Annotated in this window: 16 protein-coding genes; 6 read left to right on the forward strand and 10 right to left on the reverse strand. The window is 41.5% G+C overall.

The window, feature by feature from the left end; all coding sequences use genetic code 11:
- The first annotated feature begins 2 nt into the window (after positions 1 to 2).
- Together CRI9333_RS09785 and CRI9333_RS09790 are read left to right on the forward strand one after the other, a co-directional pair.
- The gene (locus CRI9333_RS09785; protein WP_015203005.1) at positions 3 to 557 is read left to right on the forward strand and encodes a nucleotide exchange factor GrpE; all 555 of its coding nucleotides are present in this window, start codon (positions 3 to 5) and stop codon (positions 555 to 557) included.
- The gene (locus tag CRI9333_RS09790; RefSeq protein ID WP_015203006.1) at positions 554 to 2110 is read left to right on the forward strand and encodes an Hsp70 family protein; all 1557 of its coding nucleotides are present in this window, start codon (positions 554 to 556) and stop codon (positions 2108 to 2110) included. Before CRI9333_RS09785 ends, CRI9333_RS09790 begins: the two co-directional genes overlap by 4 nt.
- Positions 2111 to 2270: 160 nt before the next feature.
- Here the strand turns inward: CRI9333_RS09790 and CRI9333_RS09795 are convergent, their stop codons facing one another.
- From CRI9333_RS09795 to CRI9333_RS09815, 5 genes are all read right to left on the reverse strand, one after another.
- Positions 2271 to 2645 (reverse strand): DUF1257 domain-containing protein, encoded by a 375-nt coding sequence (locus CRI9333_RS09795; RefSeq protein WP_015203007.1) that lies wholly within the window; start codon positions 2643 to 2645, stop codon positions 2271 to 2273.
- Positions 2646 to 2657: 12 nt separating this feature from the next.
- Positions 2658 to 4292, reverse strand: coding sequence for an AAA family ATPase (locus CRI9333_RS09800; protein WP_015203008.1), 1635 nt, complete (start codon positions 4290 to 4292; stop codon positions 2658 to 2660).
- A gap of 280 nt (positions 4293 to 4572) precedes the next feature.
- Positions 4573 to 6357, reverse strand: a complete 1785-nt coding sequence (locus CRI9333_RS09805; RefSeq protein WP_015203009.1) for a DUF3685 domain-containing protein — start codon at positions 6355 to 6357, stop codon at positions 4573 to 4575.
- A 141-nt stretch (positions 6358 to 6498) separates the two neighbouring features.
- Positions 6499 to 8397 carry a hypothetical protein gene (locus CRI9333_RS09810; RefSeq protein WP_015203010.1) on the reverse strand — a complete coding sequence of 633 codons (1899 nt, stop codon included), beginning with the start codon at positions 8395 to 8397 and terminating at the stop codon, positions 6499 to 6501.
- 682 nt (positions 8398 to 9079) lie between these two features.
- On the reverse strand, positions 9080 to 9529 hold the full coding sequence (locus tag CRI9333_RS09815) for a Fur family transcriptional regulator (protein WP_015203011.1): 450 nt from the start codon (positions 9527 to 9529) through the stop codon (positions 9080 to 9082).
- Between the two features lie 376 nt (positions 9530 to 9905).
- On the opposite strand from CRI9333_RS09815, the gene CRI9333_RS09820 reads away from it, so the two are divergent.
- Positions 9906 to 10403 (forward strand): CRR6 family NdhI maturation factor, encoded by a 498-nt coding sequence (locus CRI9333_RS09820; RefSeq protein WP_015203012.1) that lies wholly within the window; start codon positions 9906 to 9908, stop codon positions 10401 to 10403.
- A 147-nt stretch (positions 10404 to 10550) separates the two neighbouring features.
- On the opposite strand, the gene pheS is transcribed toward CRI9333_RS09820, so the two are convergent.
- Together pheS and CRI9333_RS28540 are read right to left on the reverse strand one after the other, a co-directional pair.
- Complete coding sequence (gene pheS, locus CRI9333_RS09825) at positions 10551 to 11555, reverse strand: phenylalanine--tRNA ligase subunit alpha (RefSeq protein WP_015203013.1); 1005 nt, start codon at positions 11553 to 11555, stop codon at positions 10551 to 10553.
- Between the two features lie 87 nt (positions 11556 to 11642).
- Positions 11643 to 11738, reverse strand: a complete 96-nt coding sequence (locus tag CRI9333_RS28540) for a DUF928 domain-containing protein (protein ID WP_071881146.1) — start codon at positions 11736 to 11738, stop codon at positions 11643 to 11645.
- A gap of 39 nt (positions 11739 to 11777) precedes the next feature.
- Here CRI9333_RS28540 and CRI9333_RS09830 point away from each other — a divergent pair, with 39 nt between their 5' ends.
- Positions 11778 to 13454, forward strand: a complete 1677-nt coding sequence (locus CRI9333_RS09830) for a transglutaminase-like domain-containing protein (protein WP_015203014.1) — start codon at positions 11778 to 11780, stop codon at positions 13452 to 13454.
- A 43-nt stretch (positions 13455 to 13497) separates the two neighbouring features.
- Positions 13498 to 14271 carry a 1-(5-phosphoribosyl)-5-[(5-phosphoribosylamino)methylideneamino]imidazole-4-carboxamide isomerase gene (hisA, locus tag CRI9333_RS09835; protein WP_015203015.1) on the forward strand — a complete coding sequence of 258 codons (774 nt, stop codon included), beginning with the start codon at positions 13498 to 13500 and terminating at the stop codon, positions 14269 to 14271.
- Between the two features lie 39 nt (positions 14272 to 14310).
- Here hisA and CRI9333_RS09840 read toward each other — a convergent pair whose 3' ends face one another.
- A complete protein-coding gene (locus CRI9333_RS09840) occupies positions 14311 to 15264 on the reverse strand; it encodes an Hpt domain-containing protein (protein WP_015203016.1) in 954 nt (317 codons plus the stop codon).
- A gap of 250 nt (positions 15265 to 15514) precedes the next feature.
- A complete protein-coding gene (locus CRI9333_RS09845) occupies positions 15515 to 16393 on the reverse strand; it encodes an alpha/beta fold hydrolase (RefSeq protein ID WP_015203017.1) in 879 nt (292 codons plus the stop codon).
- A gap of 74 nt (positions 16394 to 16467) precedes the next feature.
- On the opposite strand from CRI9333_RS09845, the gene rdgB reads away from it, so the two are divergent.
- On the forward strand, positions 16468 to 17040 hold the full coding sequence (gene rdgB / locus CRI9333_RS09850; protein ID WP_015203018.1) for an RdgB/HAM1 family non-canonical purine NTP pyrophosphatase: 573 nt from the start codon (positions 16468 to 16470) through the stop codon (positions 17038 to 17040).
- An 82-nt stretch (positions 17041 to 17122) separates the two neighbouring features.
- Here rdgB and CRI9333_RS09855 read toward each other — a convergent pair whose 3' ends face one another.
- The gene (locus tag CRI9333_RS09855) at positions 17123 to 17461 is read right to left on the reverse strand and encodes a P-II family nitrogen regulator (RefSeq protein WP_015203019.1); all 339 of its coding nucleotides are present in this window, start codon (positions 17459 to 17461) and stop codon (positions 17123 to 17125) included.
- Positions 17462 to 17613 lie beyond the last annotated feature (152 nt).

Raw genomic sequence — 17613 nt, forward strand, 5'->3', positions numbered from 1 at the left:
AAATGTTTCATACCTTTAATCACTTGCTGCTATGGGTCTTTAGCCTTCTAGGTTTAAGCTCAATTTTCCTAATTCTAATTAATTATTCAAACGAGCAACCTGATTCTCAAGCAGTAAAGCCTATAACAAATACTAACGCATCTAACCAGCCAGAAATAGAAGAACTGCGTCAAGAATGCCTACGCTTACGCGAACAATTGCAGCAGCAAAATATTCAACTAACAACAGAATTTCAAGAATCAACATTTAAACAAATACAAACACTGCTAACCAACTATCCCAGCTTACGACCGATGGTGCAGGTGAAACCAGAACTACCTGCTAAAAACATAATTTCCTTATTAACACCACTAGATAATTTACTCTCAACTTGGGGTTACGAATTAATTGGTCAAGCTTGGGAACAAGTAGAGTATGATCCCCAACTCCATCAACCGGATAATTCTGATATTCAACCAGGTGAATTAGTTTTTGTGCGCTTTGTTGGCTATCGGCAAGGAGAGCGCATTTTAGTCCCCGCTAAAGTCAGCCGTACACTACCAGGAGGTGCATCTTGACCTCTGTTGCCATTGATTTCGGCACCAGTAACACAATTGTCTGTACTTTAGATCCAGTAACCCAAACTCCCCGCACCTTAAAATTTGATGGCATCTCGCGACGGTTTGAAGGAACCCAAGTAAATGTCGTGCCAACTTTAGCTTTTGTGCAAGGGCAGAACAGTTTATTATTTGGAGAAATTGTGCGATCGCGCCGACTAGGATTTTCCCAACCAAAACAATATTTTCAAGCATTTAAACGCGACTTAGTAGCAGAATATCAGCCTCCGCCTCGTCAACTAGAAGGTATAAACTATAGTGCCGAAATTGTCTCAGAACTGTTTCTCAAGCACCTTTGGCAGCAGTTATTACAACAGGGAATTGAACCGAGTAGGCTAATCTTTACAGTGCCTGTGGGTGCGTTTGAGCTATATCTAGATTGGTTTCGTGACTTTGCAGAACGTCTAAATGTCCCCCAAGTACAGTTAATTGATGAATCCACAGCAGCAGCACTTGGTTATGCAATTCAACAACCAGGCTCATTAGTTTTAGTAGTTGATTTTGGCGGCGGTACTTTAGATCTAAGTTTAGTACGCACCATAGCAGCTAGTGGTGGGCAGGAAGTATTACGGGCAGAAGTCCTAGCCAAGTCTGATGCTTATATTGGCGGTGTAGATATTGATGCTTGGATTGTTGAGGATTATTTACAACGAATTAATTCTTCACGGGATGCAGTCAAAGAGATCGGCTGGCTGAATTTATTAGAATTAGCAGAACGTTTAAAAATTAACTTATCTTATCATAATGAAGCTACTGAAAGTTGGTTTGATGATGAAAATTTTATTGCCCACGATTTAAAGTTAAATCGAGATGAATTTGCCGAAATCTTAGAAGCGCGTCAACTATTAGAACAAGTCAGACAATCATTAGATGAAGTGCTGGCGATCACACTTAATAAAGGAATCAACAAAGCTGATATTCAATACGTGCTGTTGGTCGGAGGTAGCTGCCTAATTCCCGCCGTACAACAATTAATTGTTTCTTATTTTGGGCGATCGCGCGTTAAATTAGGTAAGCCATTTGAAGCAGTAGCGCATGGAGCATTAGCATCTAGCTTATTAGTACAGATAGAAGATTATCTGCGACATGGCTATGCAATTCGTCTCTGGGAACCCTACGAAAAGCGGCATACATATTTTTCATTATTTGATCAAGGTGGTAAATATCCCTGCCAACGTTCCGAACCTTTAACACTGCAAGTAGCTAAAGATGGACAGCGAGAAATTCGTTTAGATATAGGAGAAATTGCTGCTGTATCAAAAGCCGAAGTGAATTATGATATTCATGGCAGAATGACCAGTAGCGAACTTCACCAACAAACTGATTTTCGTTCTTTAGAAAGTCACCACGATGCAGTTTGCATAGCTCATTTAGATCCGCCTGGACAATTAGGTGTAGACCGAATTTCTGTGCAGTTTGAAGTGAATCAACAACGGGTATTATTAGCAACAGTGCGGGATTTGCTGACTGGGCGAGTGTTGGTAGAGAAAGGTGCGATCGCTAAACTAAAATGATTGGTAACAATCACAGCAGTTAGGATATGAGATTTATTGCTCTGGATCAGGAGTACTTTTAAGAGAAATTAACCGCAGATAAACGCAGATAAACGCAGATATTTTCTAGGATTAATTATTTTTAGGATAGGCTCTAAAACTGACTGCTGACCGCTATATATTAAACCCACCTACCTACAACCACTCTTACAGTTCCATCTTCTAAAACTTCTTCCTCCTCAACATTAAAACCTTGCTCCTGCACAGTCGTCATTAATGTCTTATGAGCATACTTATGGAGGATTGAATTAACAAAATCCTGTTGATTAATCTTTGCTCCCCAAAAGTCAGCTACCAACTCGTAATTTTCACCGTCGCGCCTAAATCCCAAATCATAACCATTATTTTGACGGATGACATATTCAGCATTAGTTTTGTTACCTTGATATCCGCGCACCGTTGTATTCTGCTCTACTTGATGCCCTAACTCTTGCAAAACTCCTTGAAGAATTTCGCCATTTTTTATCTGCACTTTGATAGTAGTAAAGTGGGACATATTAAAACTCCTTTAATCAACTTCCAGTGGACTGATACCGCGTTGCTGGGAAAACTGCTTCAACTCTTCAACAAGCTGATTATCAATAGAAGCAGTTCTAGCTCCTGCTTGTGCTGCCCACCGTTTTAAATCTTCAATTTGGTGGCGTGCGATCGCAGCTAGTGGTACTGTTTCTTTAATTGAATGCAAAATATCTTCAGTCGTAAAGTCTCGACGTTGACCATTTTCCCCTAGTCCAAATGCTCGGTGCATAGCATCTATAATCACCTGTTCAATTTCTGCACCACTAAATTCTGATGCACTTTTAGCTAACAAAGCTAAATCAAAATCTCGCAGGCGGCTAGGGCGTAAACGTTGCAAATGTACCTTAAATATTTCCTGACGCTCTATTTCCGTAGGCAGATTTAAAAAGAATATTTCATCAAATCTCCCCTTGCGTAACAATTCCGCAGGTAATATCTGCACATTATTAGCTGTAGCCACAATAAATACAGGGCTGGTTTTCTCCTGCATCCAGGTAATTAAACTGCCAAATACACGCCGCGAAGTTCCCGAATCTCCATCTACCCCACTGGAGATATTACCAAACGCCTTATCAATCTCATCAATCCACAACACACAAGGAGCCATTGCTTCAGCCAATTGAATCATTTGGCGCACTCGGCTTTCACTTTCCCCAACAATACCGCCAAACAAACGCCCTGAATCTAGACGCAGCAGAGGTAGTCGCCATTCTGAAGCAATTGTCTTAGCTGAAAGAGATTTACCTGTACCTTGAATGCCTACCAGCAGCACACCCTTGGGATTAGGAATACCATAGCTTCTAGCTTCCTCAGTAAACCCATCAGAGCGCATCCGTACCCACCGCTTGAGATTCTCTAACCCACCTACGCTTTTGAGAGATTCCCGCGTAGTGAAAAACTCTAAAATTCCCGTTTGCCGAATTGCTTGTTGTTTTTGAGCTAGTACTCTATCAATATCTGACTCATCCACCTGCTGTTTTGCCGCTAGTGCAGATGCTAATACCCGTTGAATTCTAGCTCGACTTAAACCCTGGCAAGCTTTTACCAATTGCTCCCGTGCTAATCCAACTACCTTAAGCTTATCTGGGACAACTAACTGCTCAATTAAATAGTTAATCTCTGGTACATCCGGTAGCGGAAAGTCAATTACTGTTACTTCTTCCGCTAATTCGGTTGGCAATTCTAAAGCGTGACTTGTTAAAATCAGCGTTTTGCGACAGCGTTTGAGTTCCCGTGTAAGATTTTTTAATTCCCTCACCACAGGCGCATTTTCTTTAGTATGAGGAGTTTTTAAAATGGGGTGCAAATCTCGCATGACAAACATCATCCCATCCGAAGCCTTAGCAATGCGATTTAAGGCTGCCATCACTGAGCCTTTACCATCGCCATTATCACTCCAGCCCCGCACAATATCCCACATCAACAATTGACGTTTTGGCGTTGAATGTTCAGCCACACGCAGCAAAACTTCCTCAACTGGTTCTTCTTCAGCAGCAACAATATAAAGTAGTGGGTAACGCGCTCTAATCATCAAATCTAGTTGTGATACCAGCGTCCCATGCGGGCTATTCTGCTTGCCTAGCACTACATCATCATCTCTCCGTTGAGGTGGTTGGTTTGTCATATTAAATAACGCATTAAGCTGTTGTGTTTCTAAATTTTATGTTTTAGGAGGAGGGAAACTTATAGGGTTTGATCTAGAAATTTTCAGTCAAGTGAGGTACAGAGGTTGAAAAAATATTGTAGTGCGAGCATCTTGCTCGCTAGAAATCTAAAGCGAGCAAGATGCTCGCACTCCTGTACCTCATAAATATGAAAACTGCTATAAAGTAACACTTAAATAGATCTTACCTTTGCGATCCTTTGCGCTTACCTTTGCGACCCTTTGCGTTAAAAAAAAAATACTAATCCAACTTCTTCTCCCTATCCCCATTTCTCCCATATCTACTTTCCTGCAAAGAATTACCAACACCTTGAATAATCCCCCGCACAATCAAACCAATACCGCGCCCAATCACTTTAGTTAACACATAAATCAAACCACTACTAATAAAAGAAACGGTAGCACGTAAACGAGGCGCGATCGCATCACGAGCTTCTACCGCTAAAGTAACAGCTAGTGGTATACCTCTTAATTTTTCTAATTCTTGCCTTCTCGGTGCATATACATATACTTGTTTAATACCAATATCACTGAAAACTAACAAGCTATATCTACTTTCAAAAATAGCTATTGGCTCCTTAATATACTGATATATACGATATTTCCAAGATAAATTGTTACGGAATCTACTAATTTCTCTAGTCGAAACCAAGCTACGATCATAAAAATTTTCCTTAATAACTTCAATATCAGCAAAATAATTTAGTAATGGTTGTACAACTCCATTAGCAACTTGAATAATGAGGTTTTCTAGTAATGCTTCTGTACGTTTCTTAGCTGCAAATGTTTCAGGAGCATAAATAGCATTATCAATTACGATAGGTGTCTCAAATAGCAAATAGGAAAACAACTCAGCAACCAACGGAATTTTATTTAAAATTGCTGATTGGACAATACCAGCACTTTGTAGCAAAACATTCACCACTTCATACTGCCCATCACCGATGGGTAAAGTGTAGTATTTACCAAAAAAATCGTGAATAGATGCTTGCCATAAATCTCTTAATACAACTGGTAATATCTGCGGTAGCTGATGAGGCTCAACTTGAGAATAACGTAATTCATCTAAAATCGCTTCTAATCGTTGTAAAATTAGCTCAAGTAATTCTCTTCTTTTTTCTAAGCGCAGAATCTCAATTTCTATAGGTTCACCTGTGATATTCTGGAGGCGAGATTGAAGTTTAACCCGCGTAGTATCAAATATGCTTTGCTGGGGTAGATTTGAAGATTCTGTTAAATAATTTTGCTTACGGACAATCGTATTTTTTGCCCTATCTGCTGGTTGAGAATCAATTAATGGTAATTCAGTATTTTGTACGGGTTGTAAAATGACAACATCCCCAGGTAATAGCTGATTTACTAACCAACGCGCAGCTAAAAGTTCTCGCCTGCGTCCACTCCAAAACAACCAATCTAAGTTTGAAAGGTTAGGATTTTTTAGTTGAGATGTTACCTCAGCTAGAGAATTATTTATTTGCTGTATGCCATTGCGACGGGCTTGATAATGCCAAGTTGTAGGAGGTCTGGTGGGGCGATCGCCAATACTACTTGTGGTAGAATCAATTAAATTACTAGCAATTCCTGAGTCTTGGATACTGTAATTAATTGTTGGGAAATTATGCCAATATTCTTGACCTGCTAACAACTGGCGGATGGCTTGTACTAAAACATTAATTTCTGTACCCTTGGGACAATAGCCCTCAATACCTGCCGTTTTTGCTGCTATTAGTTGATCTGTTCTTGACAGAGAACTAATTAGTAATATTGGCAGTTGAGGATACTGAGCTTTTAACTGTTGACATTGTAGCTCTGCTGTGGGCTGATTTGTGCTTAAATCAAATTCTAAAATTACCAAATCAACAGCATAGTTTTTAGCAGCAAATTCTGCCAATTTTTCTAAAGCAATTTTAAGGTTATCTGCCTCAGCTAGTATTTGCAGGTCGGCAAAAGATGCCAACGCTGTGCTTAGACCTAACCGAAAAATTGGGTCGGGATCAATCAAAATTAATGAGGTGCGATCGCTCATCAACATACTCCTGTAGCGTTTGGATTTAGTCGCTGCATATACTTAATGTTGAGTGCGATCGCGCAGCGACTCCGCAGGAGTATCGCTTGTTTTATGGGATAGCACCACCGATTCCTGGGATCAACATTATTGATCCCGATCTTACTGTGGTGGTAGCGCATTGTTCGTTTGAGAATTAGTAGTAAACGGTGAATACCTGCGCCTTGGCGGTGGAGGTAATTCGGTTTGCCAACGAGCGATCGCAGCTTGCGCTTGGTCATACAAAGCACGACCAGGGCGAACCTGAGAAGCCGTTAAAATCGCCGATGCAAAACGCCCTTGTTCCGCTAAAGCATTAGCAGCATCAATCAGTGGTTTGTCTTGAGCGATTTCAATCTGTGTCATCCAGCCATCAATCGCTACTTGTGCTTCTGATGATAGCGCCCTACCATAACTAATTTTGGTTGCCGTTTCCACCGCAGCATTGAGATCCCCATTCCGGGCAAAAGCTCTTGCTAAATCCAAAATTGGTCGGTCTTGGATAACTTCAATCTGCTTATTCCACTGAGCAATCTCTGTTTGCGCGTCTGGGTGTAATGGTTGACCAATAGCAATTTTACTGGCATTAGATCTAGCTGTCTGTAAACTCTCCAGCGTTCCTCTTTGAGCCAACTGTCTCGCAGTTGCTAGGGTAGATCGATCCTCAATCTGTTGAACTGCTTTACGCCAAGAAGCGATTAAAGCTTGGGATTCTCTCCTGCCTGGACGTTTGATCCCAATCTGTTGTGCTTGCTCAAGCGCCAGATTTAAGGTCATAGGTTGATCGAAACTTGCAACGACATTAGCAACTTGCAGTTGTATTTGGTCTTTGAGGTGAGATTTCCAAAGATTTTCTTTTGCTGTAGCTTCAGTGTAAAGCGGGCTGGAGCGGTTAATCTGACGCACGCTTGATAGCGCGTCCAAAAATGCCAGGGGATTTTGCCCTACAGCTACTTTAGCAGCGCGGCTCAGATGAATCCAGTCTTGAGCTTCAGGATAAACTGAGACATCTGCTGGTACTCCTTGAGCTACAGATATCACACTTGCGAAATCTGAAGATTTATAGCTCGAAGCGGCAACATCTAACAGACTACGGCTCCATTTTTGCTTTTCAGCTTGCGCCTGCCCTTTGATATAGCTTTTGGGATCGACTTTAGTCGCCAGAGCGATCGCGCTTGTTAGTTGTTCAGGAGTACCATCTTTGGCTAAATCTTGCGCGTCTTGAAATTGTTGCCAAGCTTGCTTTTCCATTGCAAGCTGTACCGTTAGTTGAGCGTGTTTTGAAGAGCGCCAGTACTCAGAAGTTGACTGTAACAGAAACTCTAGTTTCTTCCATGCCTGTGACCAGTTTTGAGATTTTACCGCTTGCTGGAATTGGTTAGCGATCTCTTGTGCTTGTTGCCATTGCTCCTGCCAGCTTTTCATAGCCACTTGTGCTTGCGGATAAACTGGGCTATTTTCGGGAATTTTATCAGCAATTGCCAAAGCTTCTTTAAGATCCCCTTGCTTGAGTCGTTGGAGTGCGATCGCCAAAATATCTTGCGACCAATTCCCCATCATCCGTTGAGCCTCATTGTACAGAGGATGGTTTTCTGGCCAAACCTTGACTACATCGACCGCCTTAACTATCTGGTCTAACGAACCCGACTCAGCATCCATCTGAGCGCAGTACAACCGTTCGCTATCGGTTGCAATTGACGATATTTGCTGACAATTGGGCAGTGGTGGTAACGTCGTTAGTACCAACATCCCTACGAGTCCTGTCCCTCCCAGCAGCAGGATGACACTCAGCCACAATATTGACCAAGGTCCCAAATGAGGCAATCTTTCCTTAAGACTTTCTTGTGGGATCGCTGACTCCCTAGGAGATGATTTAGAGCGAATTTTATCCAAATAACCGGATATCACCGTTTTAGACGCATTAGCGTTCTTTTCCAGTCGCATCACTAATGTGCGTCCCCCCTGCTTACGAAACAGTTCGGTCGCTGGGATAAGGATTCGGTGCAATTGTATCTTTGCCACAGATATACTCTTATTCCTAATAATACAGATTCTCTTGTTTTTAATAAGACAGCTACTCTCCCACAGCAACAGTCAGATGGAAGATTTCGTACTGAAACAGTTTACCCTACCTGTACTATCAGCGAATGAATTTATACTCATTGCCAAGTCGGTAGTATTTACCTGAGCCTTAGAGACTGAATACCAAATCTTGATCCCACTTGCCTACGTTGAGATTAGCCGTTACCCGCATCTTTACCACAAAACGTCACTCTTTGGGACGGAAGGCATTACCCCATATACGATCCTTGGGGGCAGTGCGTTGGCGTAACCTGCGCTAACGCATATGTATCCGTACAGAAGATCGCATAAAAATCGCGTAGCGTCTTCACAGGAGAAAGGCTTTAGCGTCCCGAAGGGAAGGAATTGTCACCTATTAACGTGGTAAGTGCTTTGTAGCTACCAGCCCTGATTAGGGTATTGGTACTAATTTTGACTGCACTAATTGCACAGTTTCAAATTTATTTTTTTAACTTTAGTTTGAATTATAACGCTTCTAATTTATTTCTGCTGCTAATTTGCAAAAAAACATTACTTTACTACTTAACAATTCTCAAAGATCAATTATCCATAACCCATGACCCATGACCAAAAAATGACCGAGAACGACAAATACGATACCGAAACTTTTAACTAACCCTTATTAGCTGTTGTGTTGAACCTTACGATAACCAAAAAAGTCAATCCGGTAATCTGTAATTTTTACACCTGTTTGTTGTTCAATTTGCTCAATCAAGTCCTTGGGCAATTCCACATATATATCTAATATTTGGTTAGTGTCTACGCAGTTGATGTGACTATGAGAATCACTGACGTTACCATACAAACGCCCATCAGCACGCTCAACACACTCAATAATTCCGTGGCTCGATAGTGCCTCTAAATTTTGGTATACAGAAGTATGACCAATTTCCTGACCCTGCTGATTTAGGCGATCATATATTTCTCGTGCTGACAAATGCTCTTTAACTTGCCAAAGCAGTTCTAAAATGAACCGACGTTGACGGCTGACACGCATACCCAATTCATGGCAGCGATTAAGCGCGTCTTCTAAAGAGCAAAATGGTTTTATAGATGCCGCATTATTTGGCATAGTTAATATCCTTGAGTAAAATAATATTAATCAGCCTTACCCTAGTTGCTATTCCGGCAACAAAATTTCAAAAAGCGAAAAGTACTGGAACCAATGTGGGACGATTAGGCTGTGGGATTTTATCTATAATTTATCAAAATTGACAGGTTAAGCATTCCTGACCAAAAATAAAATAAACTCATTACCACTTTATCGCAGATTTTCTGTATCTGTCTGCTGGTATAGATATAAAGTTATACAAAGTTTTGACACTTTCCCGTCACCTTGACGCTATGACAGGAGATTCTTCAGAAAGTATCTTGATACACACGCTCTTGATTGATAACATCCCGTAGTAACTTGTTTAAAGCTTGTCGCTCATAAATTATTAAGATTAATGACAATTACCATCACGCTCACATCAGAATGCCTACAGAAATTGGATCTATCGTCAGTAAAGACAATTATCAATCCGCTACTGCAAGCTACTGATAACAAAAGTGCTTTCACCTCCCTTGAGCAGCAGATAACTTTTAATATTGAATACGCCCGCGAGCCTGAAGACCCACGAGAACTTTCAGAAATTCCAGAGGTGCGGCTGTGGTTTATTCGCCTGGATGCTAGTTATCCTTGGTTTCCATTACTTCTAGATTGGAAATCTGGTGAACTTGCCCGCTATGCTGGCATGCTTGTACCACATCAATTTAATCGCAAAGAAGGAATTCAGTACAATCCAGAAGCCTTAGAAATTTTTGTTATGCAAAAAATATTTGTCTTAATGGATTGGATGAACAGCCAAGGCATTGAAAGTAACTCTCGAATCAACTCTATGATTCAAATGTTTGGATATGAGCTAGACGATGCCTTTTTTGAACAATTAGCAATTAGCAATTAGCAATTAGCAATTAACAATTAACAATTAATAGTTTTGTGCTTTATAGTAAGGACTCAAGCTAGATAATTGATAATTGTTCATCGAACAGTGTTGCGCCTTCTAGCAAAAGACTCAAGCTGATAATTGTTAATTGTTAATTGATAATTGTCAAAACTGCTGTAGAAAGCGCAAGTCGCTATTGTACAAACGACGAATATCATCAATTTGATGTAGTACCATCGCAAAACGCTCAACACCAAAACCAGCAGCAAATCCTGTGTAAACTTCTGGGTCATAACCCACTGATTTGAGGACGTTGGGATCTACCATTCCGCAGCCCATTACTTCTAACCAGCGTCCCTGCCACTGAACGTCTACTTCCGCAGAAGGTTCAGTGAAGGGGAAATAACTAGCGCGGAAGCGGATAGGCAAATCTTCGCCAAACATCTCTTCTAAAAAGACCTTAATAGTGCCTTTGAGGTCAGTAAAAGTTAGCCCCTCATCAACTGCCAAAATTTCAATTTGATAGAAAACTGCTGCGTGAGTTGCATCCACCGTATCTCGACGGTAGCAACGTCCTGGTGCCACAATCCTTATAGGTGGCTCCGAATCTTCCATGTAGTGAATTTGTACAGAAGATGTATGAGTCCGCAGCAAGTTGCCATCTGGCAGGTAGAAAGTATCCTGCATATCACGGGCGGGATGATCTGCTGGGGTATTGAGCGCCTCAAAGTTATAGTAGTCTGTTTCCATTTCTGGACCAGTGGCGACAGTGTAGCCCAGACCAACGAAGATATCCAACACCCGATCAATCGTGCTGTTAATGGGATGCACGCGACCAATAGGACTGTAAACTCCTGGCATTGTGACATCCAGGGTTTCAGACTCCAGTTGCGCTTGAATTTGTGCCTCTTGTAAGTATGATCGCTTGCCGTCTAAGCTGGCTTGTAAGGATTCTTTGACAACGTTTGCCAAACTTCCAATCCGAGGTCGGTCTTCCGCCGCTAACTGACCCATACCTCTTAAGATCTGGGATAGCTGCCCTTTCTTGCCGAGGTAGCCTACTCGCAACTGTTCTAATTGCTCTAGGGTATCAGTTGCAGCGATCGCTTTAGTCGCAACTTGTTTTAGCGTAGCTAATTGAGCCTCAAGCTCGTTGAGGGAAGTGGTCATGCTAAAAGTGTTTATAGAACAGCCATGCTGAGTTTAACTTGGATTGACACTTCCCATGTCTTCTTGCAGTTACCCACTTTGTCATGTCTATTGGGCAATGTTTTCTAAACTCAACGATTTCAACAGTTGTTTCCACTGAGCTAAGGCAACTGCATCATTAGGATTAGCACGCCGTCTAACTATGACATCATTTAAGGCATCCTGCTAAATTTGGTTATTAAAATGATTCCTGATTTAACTTCATTGTCTGTTCACGAAAACCCCTGGCTACGCACTATTAGACCTTTTGGCGCGGCGGCTTTGTCTGGCATAGCCAAGAGCGATAATTCATTAATCGCTATTGATTCGACGCAAGGCTATCTGTTGCAGATTGATTTGTTGACTGATAATACAACTATATTAAATCCTGACCATGTAGCAGATTTTCTTGATGCTACGGGTTTGGCACTCCAGGGAGACAAGTTGTGGTTTACCCAAGGAAACAGTGTTTACTGTTGTACTTTAGCTGATCCGACTCCGCAACATTTTGTAAGTTTGCCATATTCAGCTAATGGCGTAGCGGTTTGGGAATCAACTATTTATGTTAGCTGTCAGAAGACGGGCAAGATTTTGATTTTTAACTTGGAGACGGCTAAGGAAATTACCAGGTTATATGCCCCTGGAGTTGGGATCGAGAATCTTACTATTAAGGGTGAGGAATTGTGGGTTACAGATACGGTGGAACAAACGGTTTACTGCTTGGATAGGGCAACTGGAGAAATTAAATTTAGTGTTTTGACACCTTTTGAGTGTCCAACTGGTTTAGCTTTCTACACTAATCCGACCACAGGTGAGGATATTCTGTATGTTTCTTATGCTGGTGAGGAGCCGTATATCAGAGATAATCCCAATGCTAACCCAAATTATGAATTAGCGTTCCGCGATCGCACTTTTATTCATCCCTTATATTTCCACTATGACGCTGAAGAAAAATATGCTTTGTCCAATGGCTATTTGATTGAAATGTCTTATGTTGAAGAACTTTCTCCTTTAGATGAGGTGGAATTAACCGATTTAGAATGGCGCATTGCTTTACCGACAGAAACCCATCGACAAAAAATTAGAAAAATTGAGTTTGTAGGAATACCTTTTACTGAAGAAATTCAAGACGGGCAGCGAGTAGCTGTGTTTAAATTTGACGTTCTTAAGCCTGGTGAACGGCATTTGTTTGGCTGGAAAGCACTTTTGGAAGTTTGGAGTATTAAATACCACATAACACCTAGAGATGTTGAAAAAGTACCTGAACTGCCACCAGAATTTAAAAATCGCTACTTGGCAGATGATGATGATTTAGCAATGGATACTGAGATTATCCGCAATGCTGCTATTGAAGCAATTGGTAACGAAACTAATTTATTGCGAAAAATTTACAAAATTCGTAACTATGTGTATGACAAACTTTCTTACGGCATCAAGCCTCATATTGATTCGCCAGATGTTGCCTTAGAGCGAGGTGTTGGCTCTTGTGGGGAATATTTGGGCGTTTTACTAGCATTAGCTCGATTGAATGGCATTGCTTGCCGTACTGTTGGGCGTTATAAGTGTCCTCCTCATCCTGAACTTTTAGGTGTGCCGCTTTCCCCAGATTTTAACCACGTTTGGATGGAGTTTTATTTACCAGGGTTTGGTTGGTTGCCGATGGAATCTAATCCTGATGATGTGTTTGAAGGTGGTCCCTACCCGTCACGGTTTTTTATGGGTTTGGCTTGGTATCATGCTGAAATTGGTAAAAGTATTACGTTTGAAAGTCTCAGAAGTAAGGGTGAACCTGTTAATAAGCAGAATATTTCTATTGGTGATTTAGCAATTAATCATGTGAGATTTCGGATTTTAAAGGAGCTAATACCAGTAGACAATTAACAATGACCAATGACCAATTAACAATTAATGAGGTAAATAAGTAATGGAAATTATTCCAGCAATTGATTTGTTAGAAGGGCGATGTGTACGACTTTATCAAGGAGATTATGCCCAGTCGCAAGTTTTTAATGACAATCCAGCAGAGGTAGCTAAACAGTGGGAAGATCAAGGCGCATCAAGACTGCACGTTGTTGATCTTGATGGCGCGAAAGCGGGTAAATTAGTTAACAAAGATGCAATTGCAGCAATTGTGCAAGCCGTCTCGATTCCGGTGCAAGTGGGCGGTGGTTTGCGCGATCGCACGAGCGTTTCCCAATTGTTTGATATTGGTGTACAGCGTATAATTCTGGGAACTGTTGCGGTAGAACAACCTCAGTTAGTGCAAGATTTATGTCAAGAATTCTCAGGTCAAATTGTCGTAGGAATTGATGCGCGTAATGGTTTGGTAGCTACTCGTGGTTGGCTCGAAACATCTTCAGTTACAGCTATAGATCTAGCTCAACAAATGGCGCAGTTGGGCGCGGCGGCAATTATTTACACAGATATTCATCGTGATGGTACTCTTTCTGGACCAAACTTAGAAGCTCTCAGAGAACTTGCTAGTAGTATCTCTATTCCGGTGATTGCTTCTGGTGGTGTTAGTTCTATCACTGATTTACTAAGTTTATTGGCACTAGAACCATTGGGAGTAAGTGGCGCGATTGTTGGTCGCGCTATTTATACTGGTGATGTCTCACTCAAAGACGCTATTCGGGCAGTTGGCTCGGGACGCATCCAAGATGTACCACCAGATTTAGGGCTTTCTGCTTTGGCTTAATGCTCAAGAACTCATTTTTTTGTTACTTTAATAGTTTGATTAGCGGGCAGCTTTGTGAAGTAAAACTACTAACTCAGAAAGCTGCTTTTTATTAAAAGCTTGAATAATAACTTTGGCTGCTGATTTGGGTTCTACTGGTATAGTAATCTGCTGAGGTGCAGCCGCAGGTGTTGGTGTTGGGGCAACTTGGGGAGGGGTAGCCAATTGTTTTAAACTAGGACTCAGTGCGATCGCACTACTTTTTCCCGTAGCTAAAAGATCGCTTGCCTGTTTAATTTCTTTAATTAATACAGGAGCTAAATTCCGATAAGAATTTTTTGGATTAACAATTGCTTTGTAGGTAATTTTAATTAATGTTTGCCAAGTTTCTACACCTGATCCTAATTTGAGCAGTTGCTTACATAGTGATTCAAGTTGTTGACGAGTTGCGGGTGTTTCCTGCTGCTTAAAAACTTGCAACATTTTTTTGAGAATTTCTGTCACTTGCGCGGTAATATTAGGAGCAGCAACTTGTGTTTGTTTGGCAACTTGTTTGGGTTGAGGTGTTACTGGGGCGGGGGCTTCTGCTGCACCACCTGTTAACAATTTGTTAAGATAAGCTTCAAGTTTTGCAAAATTTGGCTCTGCTTCTTTTACTGCTTTTTCAGCCTCATCTTCCCGTAAACCAAAAGGTCCTTGTAACTGTTCAACTAAGATTTGAAGAGTATCATACACTTTTAAGAACATACTTTCTAGCTTTTGATCCACAGGAACTGGGTTTTCTCTCAGAATTTTGAAGCAATCCTCTAATTTGTGAGCAGTTGTCTTAATACTGTCAAAGCCAAGCATCGCTGCTCCTCCTTTCACAGAATGGGCAGCGCGAAACATTTCATTGACCCTTTCCTGGTCTTCCATCACAGCACGCAAATCTAGTATGCCTTTTTCCAGGGTTTCAAGGTGTTCTTGGGCTTCCTCAATGAAATAAAAAACAATCTTCTGTTTTCCTGAATCCACGGCGGTTTTCCTCAAAATTTTTATACCTCACCGCTTTGGTAAACAGTTTTTTCGGTGAGTAGATGCTTCTAATTTGCTGAAGTTTGGCAGTGCTTTGATTGAAGAACTGCGTTCATCAGATGTTTATGATAAATATCTTTAAAATAACTCAAACTGAAAACTCAGTCCTTCGTGACAATACTGAAATTAGTCTGGAGAGATTTTTTCCATATATCGACAATAAGTTAGGTTAAAACGCTTTTAGGGATCATTATTCAGAAATAGCATAATTTGCCAGGAACTCGCGCATATATTGATTTACCATTTGGGGTTGCTCTTGCTGTACCCAATGACTACAGTTAGGGATGTACTTGATTGTAAAGTTTTGCACATACATTTCTGTACCGTAAGTGAGTTCTTTACCCAGCGCGGTATCACTTTCTCCCCAAATCAATAAGGTGGGAACTTCTAGGATACGCCACTGGCGATTTAGTAGCCCGTGCTGAAAGATGTTCCGGTAATAGTTGAGCATAGCTGTTAAAGCGCCACGCTTGCCAGCAGCATCTTTATAGGCTTCTATATCAGCTTTGGTAAAAGCATTTTTGTTAACTGCCATACCAGTGAAGGCGGTTTCAATTGCTTGGTAGTCGGATGACTGTAAAAGCCATTCTGGTATACCTGGTAGTTGGAAGAGGAAAAAGTATGAGCTACGTAGCAACTGTTGGGGAGTGCGTAAACCATCGGAAAATTTAGCTGGGTGAGGCATATTTAATATAATTAGTTGCTCGATCATTTCTGGGTGAGCATAAGCGAAACTCCAAGCGATCGCACCGCCCCAGTCATGCCCAACTAATACACATTTGTCATAACCCAACCCCTTAATTACGCCCTCAACATCTTGGATAAACTCGTCCATTATGTATGCAGATTGCGCTTGAGGCTTATCGCTATCGTTGTAGCCACGTAGATCAAGGGCAACAACTTTAAAATCTTTGGCAAATTCTGGGATTTGATCGCGCCAAGAGTACCAAAACTCAGGGAACCCATGCAGCATTAGCATCAAGGAACCTTCTCCTTGAGTGACGTAGTGTAGCTTGATACCGTTGGTGGTGATATATTCGTGTTTCCAAGAACGATCTAAAACAGACATAAATATCTCCTTTTTTGGTCATTGATAATTGTGTCACTCTAGCAATAGAAAAATAGCAGTAGGATTAAAGCTTTATGAAACCGCTAGTTGTAGCTACTGGTAATTTGGGGAAGTTGCGGGAGATGCAGGCGTATTTAACTGATTTAGGTTGGGAATTACGGTTAAAGCCTGCTGAATTGGAAATTGAGGAGACAGGTGAGACATTTAGCGAAAATGCTCGTCTTAAGGCATCCCAAGTAGCTTTAGCTACTGGAGAATGGGCGATCGCAGATGATTCTGGGTTAGAAGTTGATGCCCTTGGTGGTGCGCCTGGTGTATATTCGGCTCGTTATGGTAATACTGACAGTGAGCGGATTGAGCGATTGTTGCGCGAGTTGGGTGATAATCAAAATCGCCAAGCACAGTTTGCTTGTGCAGTTGCTTTAGCTCGTCCTGATGGTTCAATTGCCTTAGAAGCTGAAGGCGTTTGTCGTGGGGAGATTCTAGATGCTACTCGTGGTAGTGGTGGATTTGGTTACGATCCAGTTTTTTATGTTCCTGAAGTGCAGCAAACCTTTGCAGAGATGACACCAGAGTTAAAGCGATCGCTTAGTCATCGAGGTTTTGCTTTTCAAGCTTTATTACCTCGACTGATGGCTGATAACTGATAGCTGATAGCTGACGGCTATAAAAACTGAGGCATCAACTAAGGTAAGAAGAGCCTCAGTATTAGGGAAATCACAGCAACGGTTAAACCGCCTCCAAGTTCTTTTCCCCAGTCCGAATACGGATAACTTGATCTACTGGCGTGATGAAGATCTTGCCATCCCCAATTTCGCCTGTGCGGGCGGCAGAAATGATTTTGTCAACTACCATGTCAACCTGGTTATCTTCTACGACGATTTCTACTTTGAGTTTTTGTAGGAACTCAACAGTATATTCGGAACCGCGATAGCGTTCAGTTTGACCTTTCTGCCGTCCGAAGCCCCGAACTTCAGAAACTGTCATCCCGACAATGCCAGCGTTGACTAAGGCGATTTTGACTTCATCTAGTTTAAAGGGTCGAATAATCGCTTCTACCTTCTTCAAGGCTGTTTACTCCTGTGTTGGCGTTTCTATGAGTTGTAATTCTAAATCTAGCTTGACACATGAAGACACTCCCACAACTAGCAGGAGATAGGATTGTTTTGATTTATACAGTGTTAGTCACTTTTAAGGAAAGTTGGCATTGGCTCCTAGCT

It is taken from the genome of Crinalium epipsammum PCC 9333, from assembly GCF_000317495.1.
GTDB classification, from domain to species: Bacteria; Cyanobacteriota; Cyanobacteriia; order Cyanobacteriales; family PCC-9333; genus Crinalium; species Crinalium epipsammum.

Excerpts from the sequence above, each read along its gene's own strand:
- pheS (WP_015203013.1), bottom strand. The coding sequence starts at position 11,555 with ATGACCACTTCCCTCAACGAGCTTGAGGCTCAATTAGCTACGCTAAAA.
- rdgB (WP_015203018.1), top strand. The coding sequence starts at position 16,468 with ATGAAACCGCTAGTTGTAGCTACTGGTAATTTGGGGAAGTTGCGGGAG.
- CRI9333_RS09845 (WP_015203017.1), bottom strand. The coding sequence starts at position 16,393 with ATGTCTGTTTTAGATCGTTCTTGGAAACACGAATATATCACCACCAAC.
- CRI9333_RS09830 (WP_015203014.1), top strand. The coding sequence starts at position 11,778 with ATGATTCCTGATTTAACTTCATTGTCTGTTCACGAAAACCCCTGGCTA.
- CRI9333_RS09820 (WP_015203012.1), top strand. The coding sequence starts at position 9,906 with ATGACAATTACCATCACGCTCACATCAGAATGCCTACAGAAATTGGAT.
- CRI9333_RS09815 (WP_015203011.1), bottom strand. The coding sequence starts at position 9,529 with ATGCCAAATAATGCGGCATCTATAAAACCATTTTGCTCTTTAGAAGAC.
- CRI9333_RS09785 (WP_015203005.1), top strand. The coding sequence starts at position 3 with ATGTTTCATACCTTTAATCACTTGCTGCTATGGGTCTTTAGCCTTCTA.
- CRI9333_RS09800 (WP_015203008.1), bottom strand. The coding sequence starts at position 4,292 with ATGACAAACCAACCACCTCAACGGAGAGATGATGATGTAGTGCTAGGC.
- hisA (WP_015203015.1), top strand. The coding sequence starts at position 13,498 with ATGGAAATTATTCCAGCAATTGATTTGTTAGAAGGGCGATGTGTACGA.
- CRI9333_RS09795 (WP_015203007.1), bottom strand. The coding sequence starts at position 2,645 with ATGTCCCACTTTACTACTATCAAAGTGCAGATAAAAAATGGCGAAATT.
- CRI9333_RS09805 (WP_015203009.1), bottom strand. The coding sequence starts at position 6,357 with ATGAGCGATCGCACCTCATTAATTTTGATTGATCCCGACCCAATTTTT.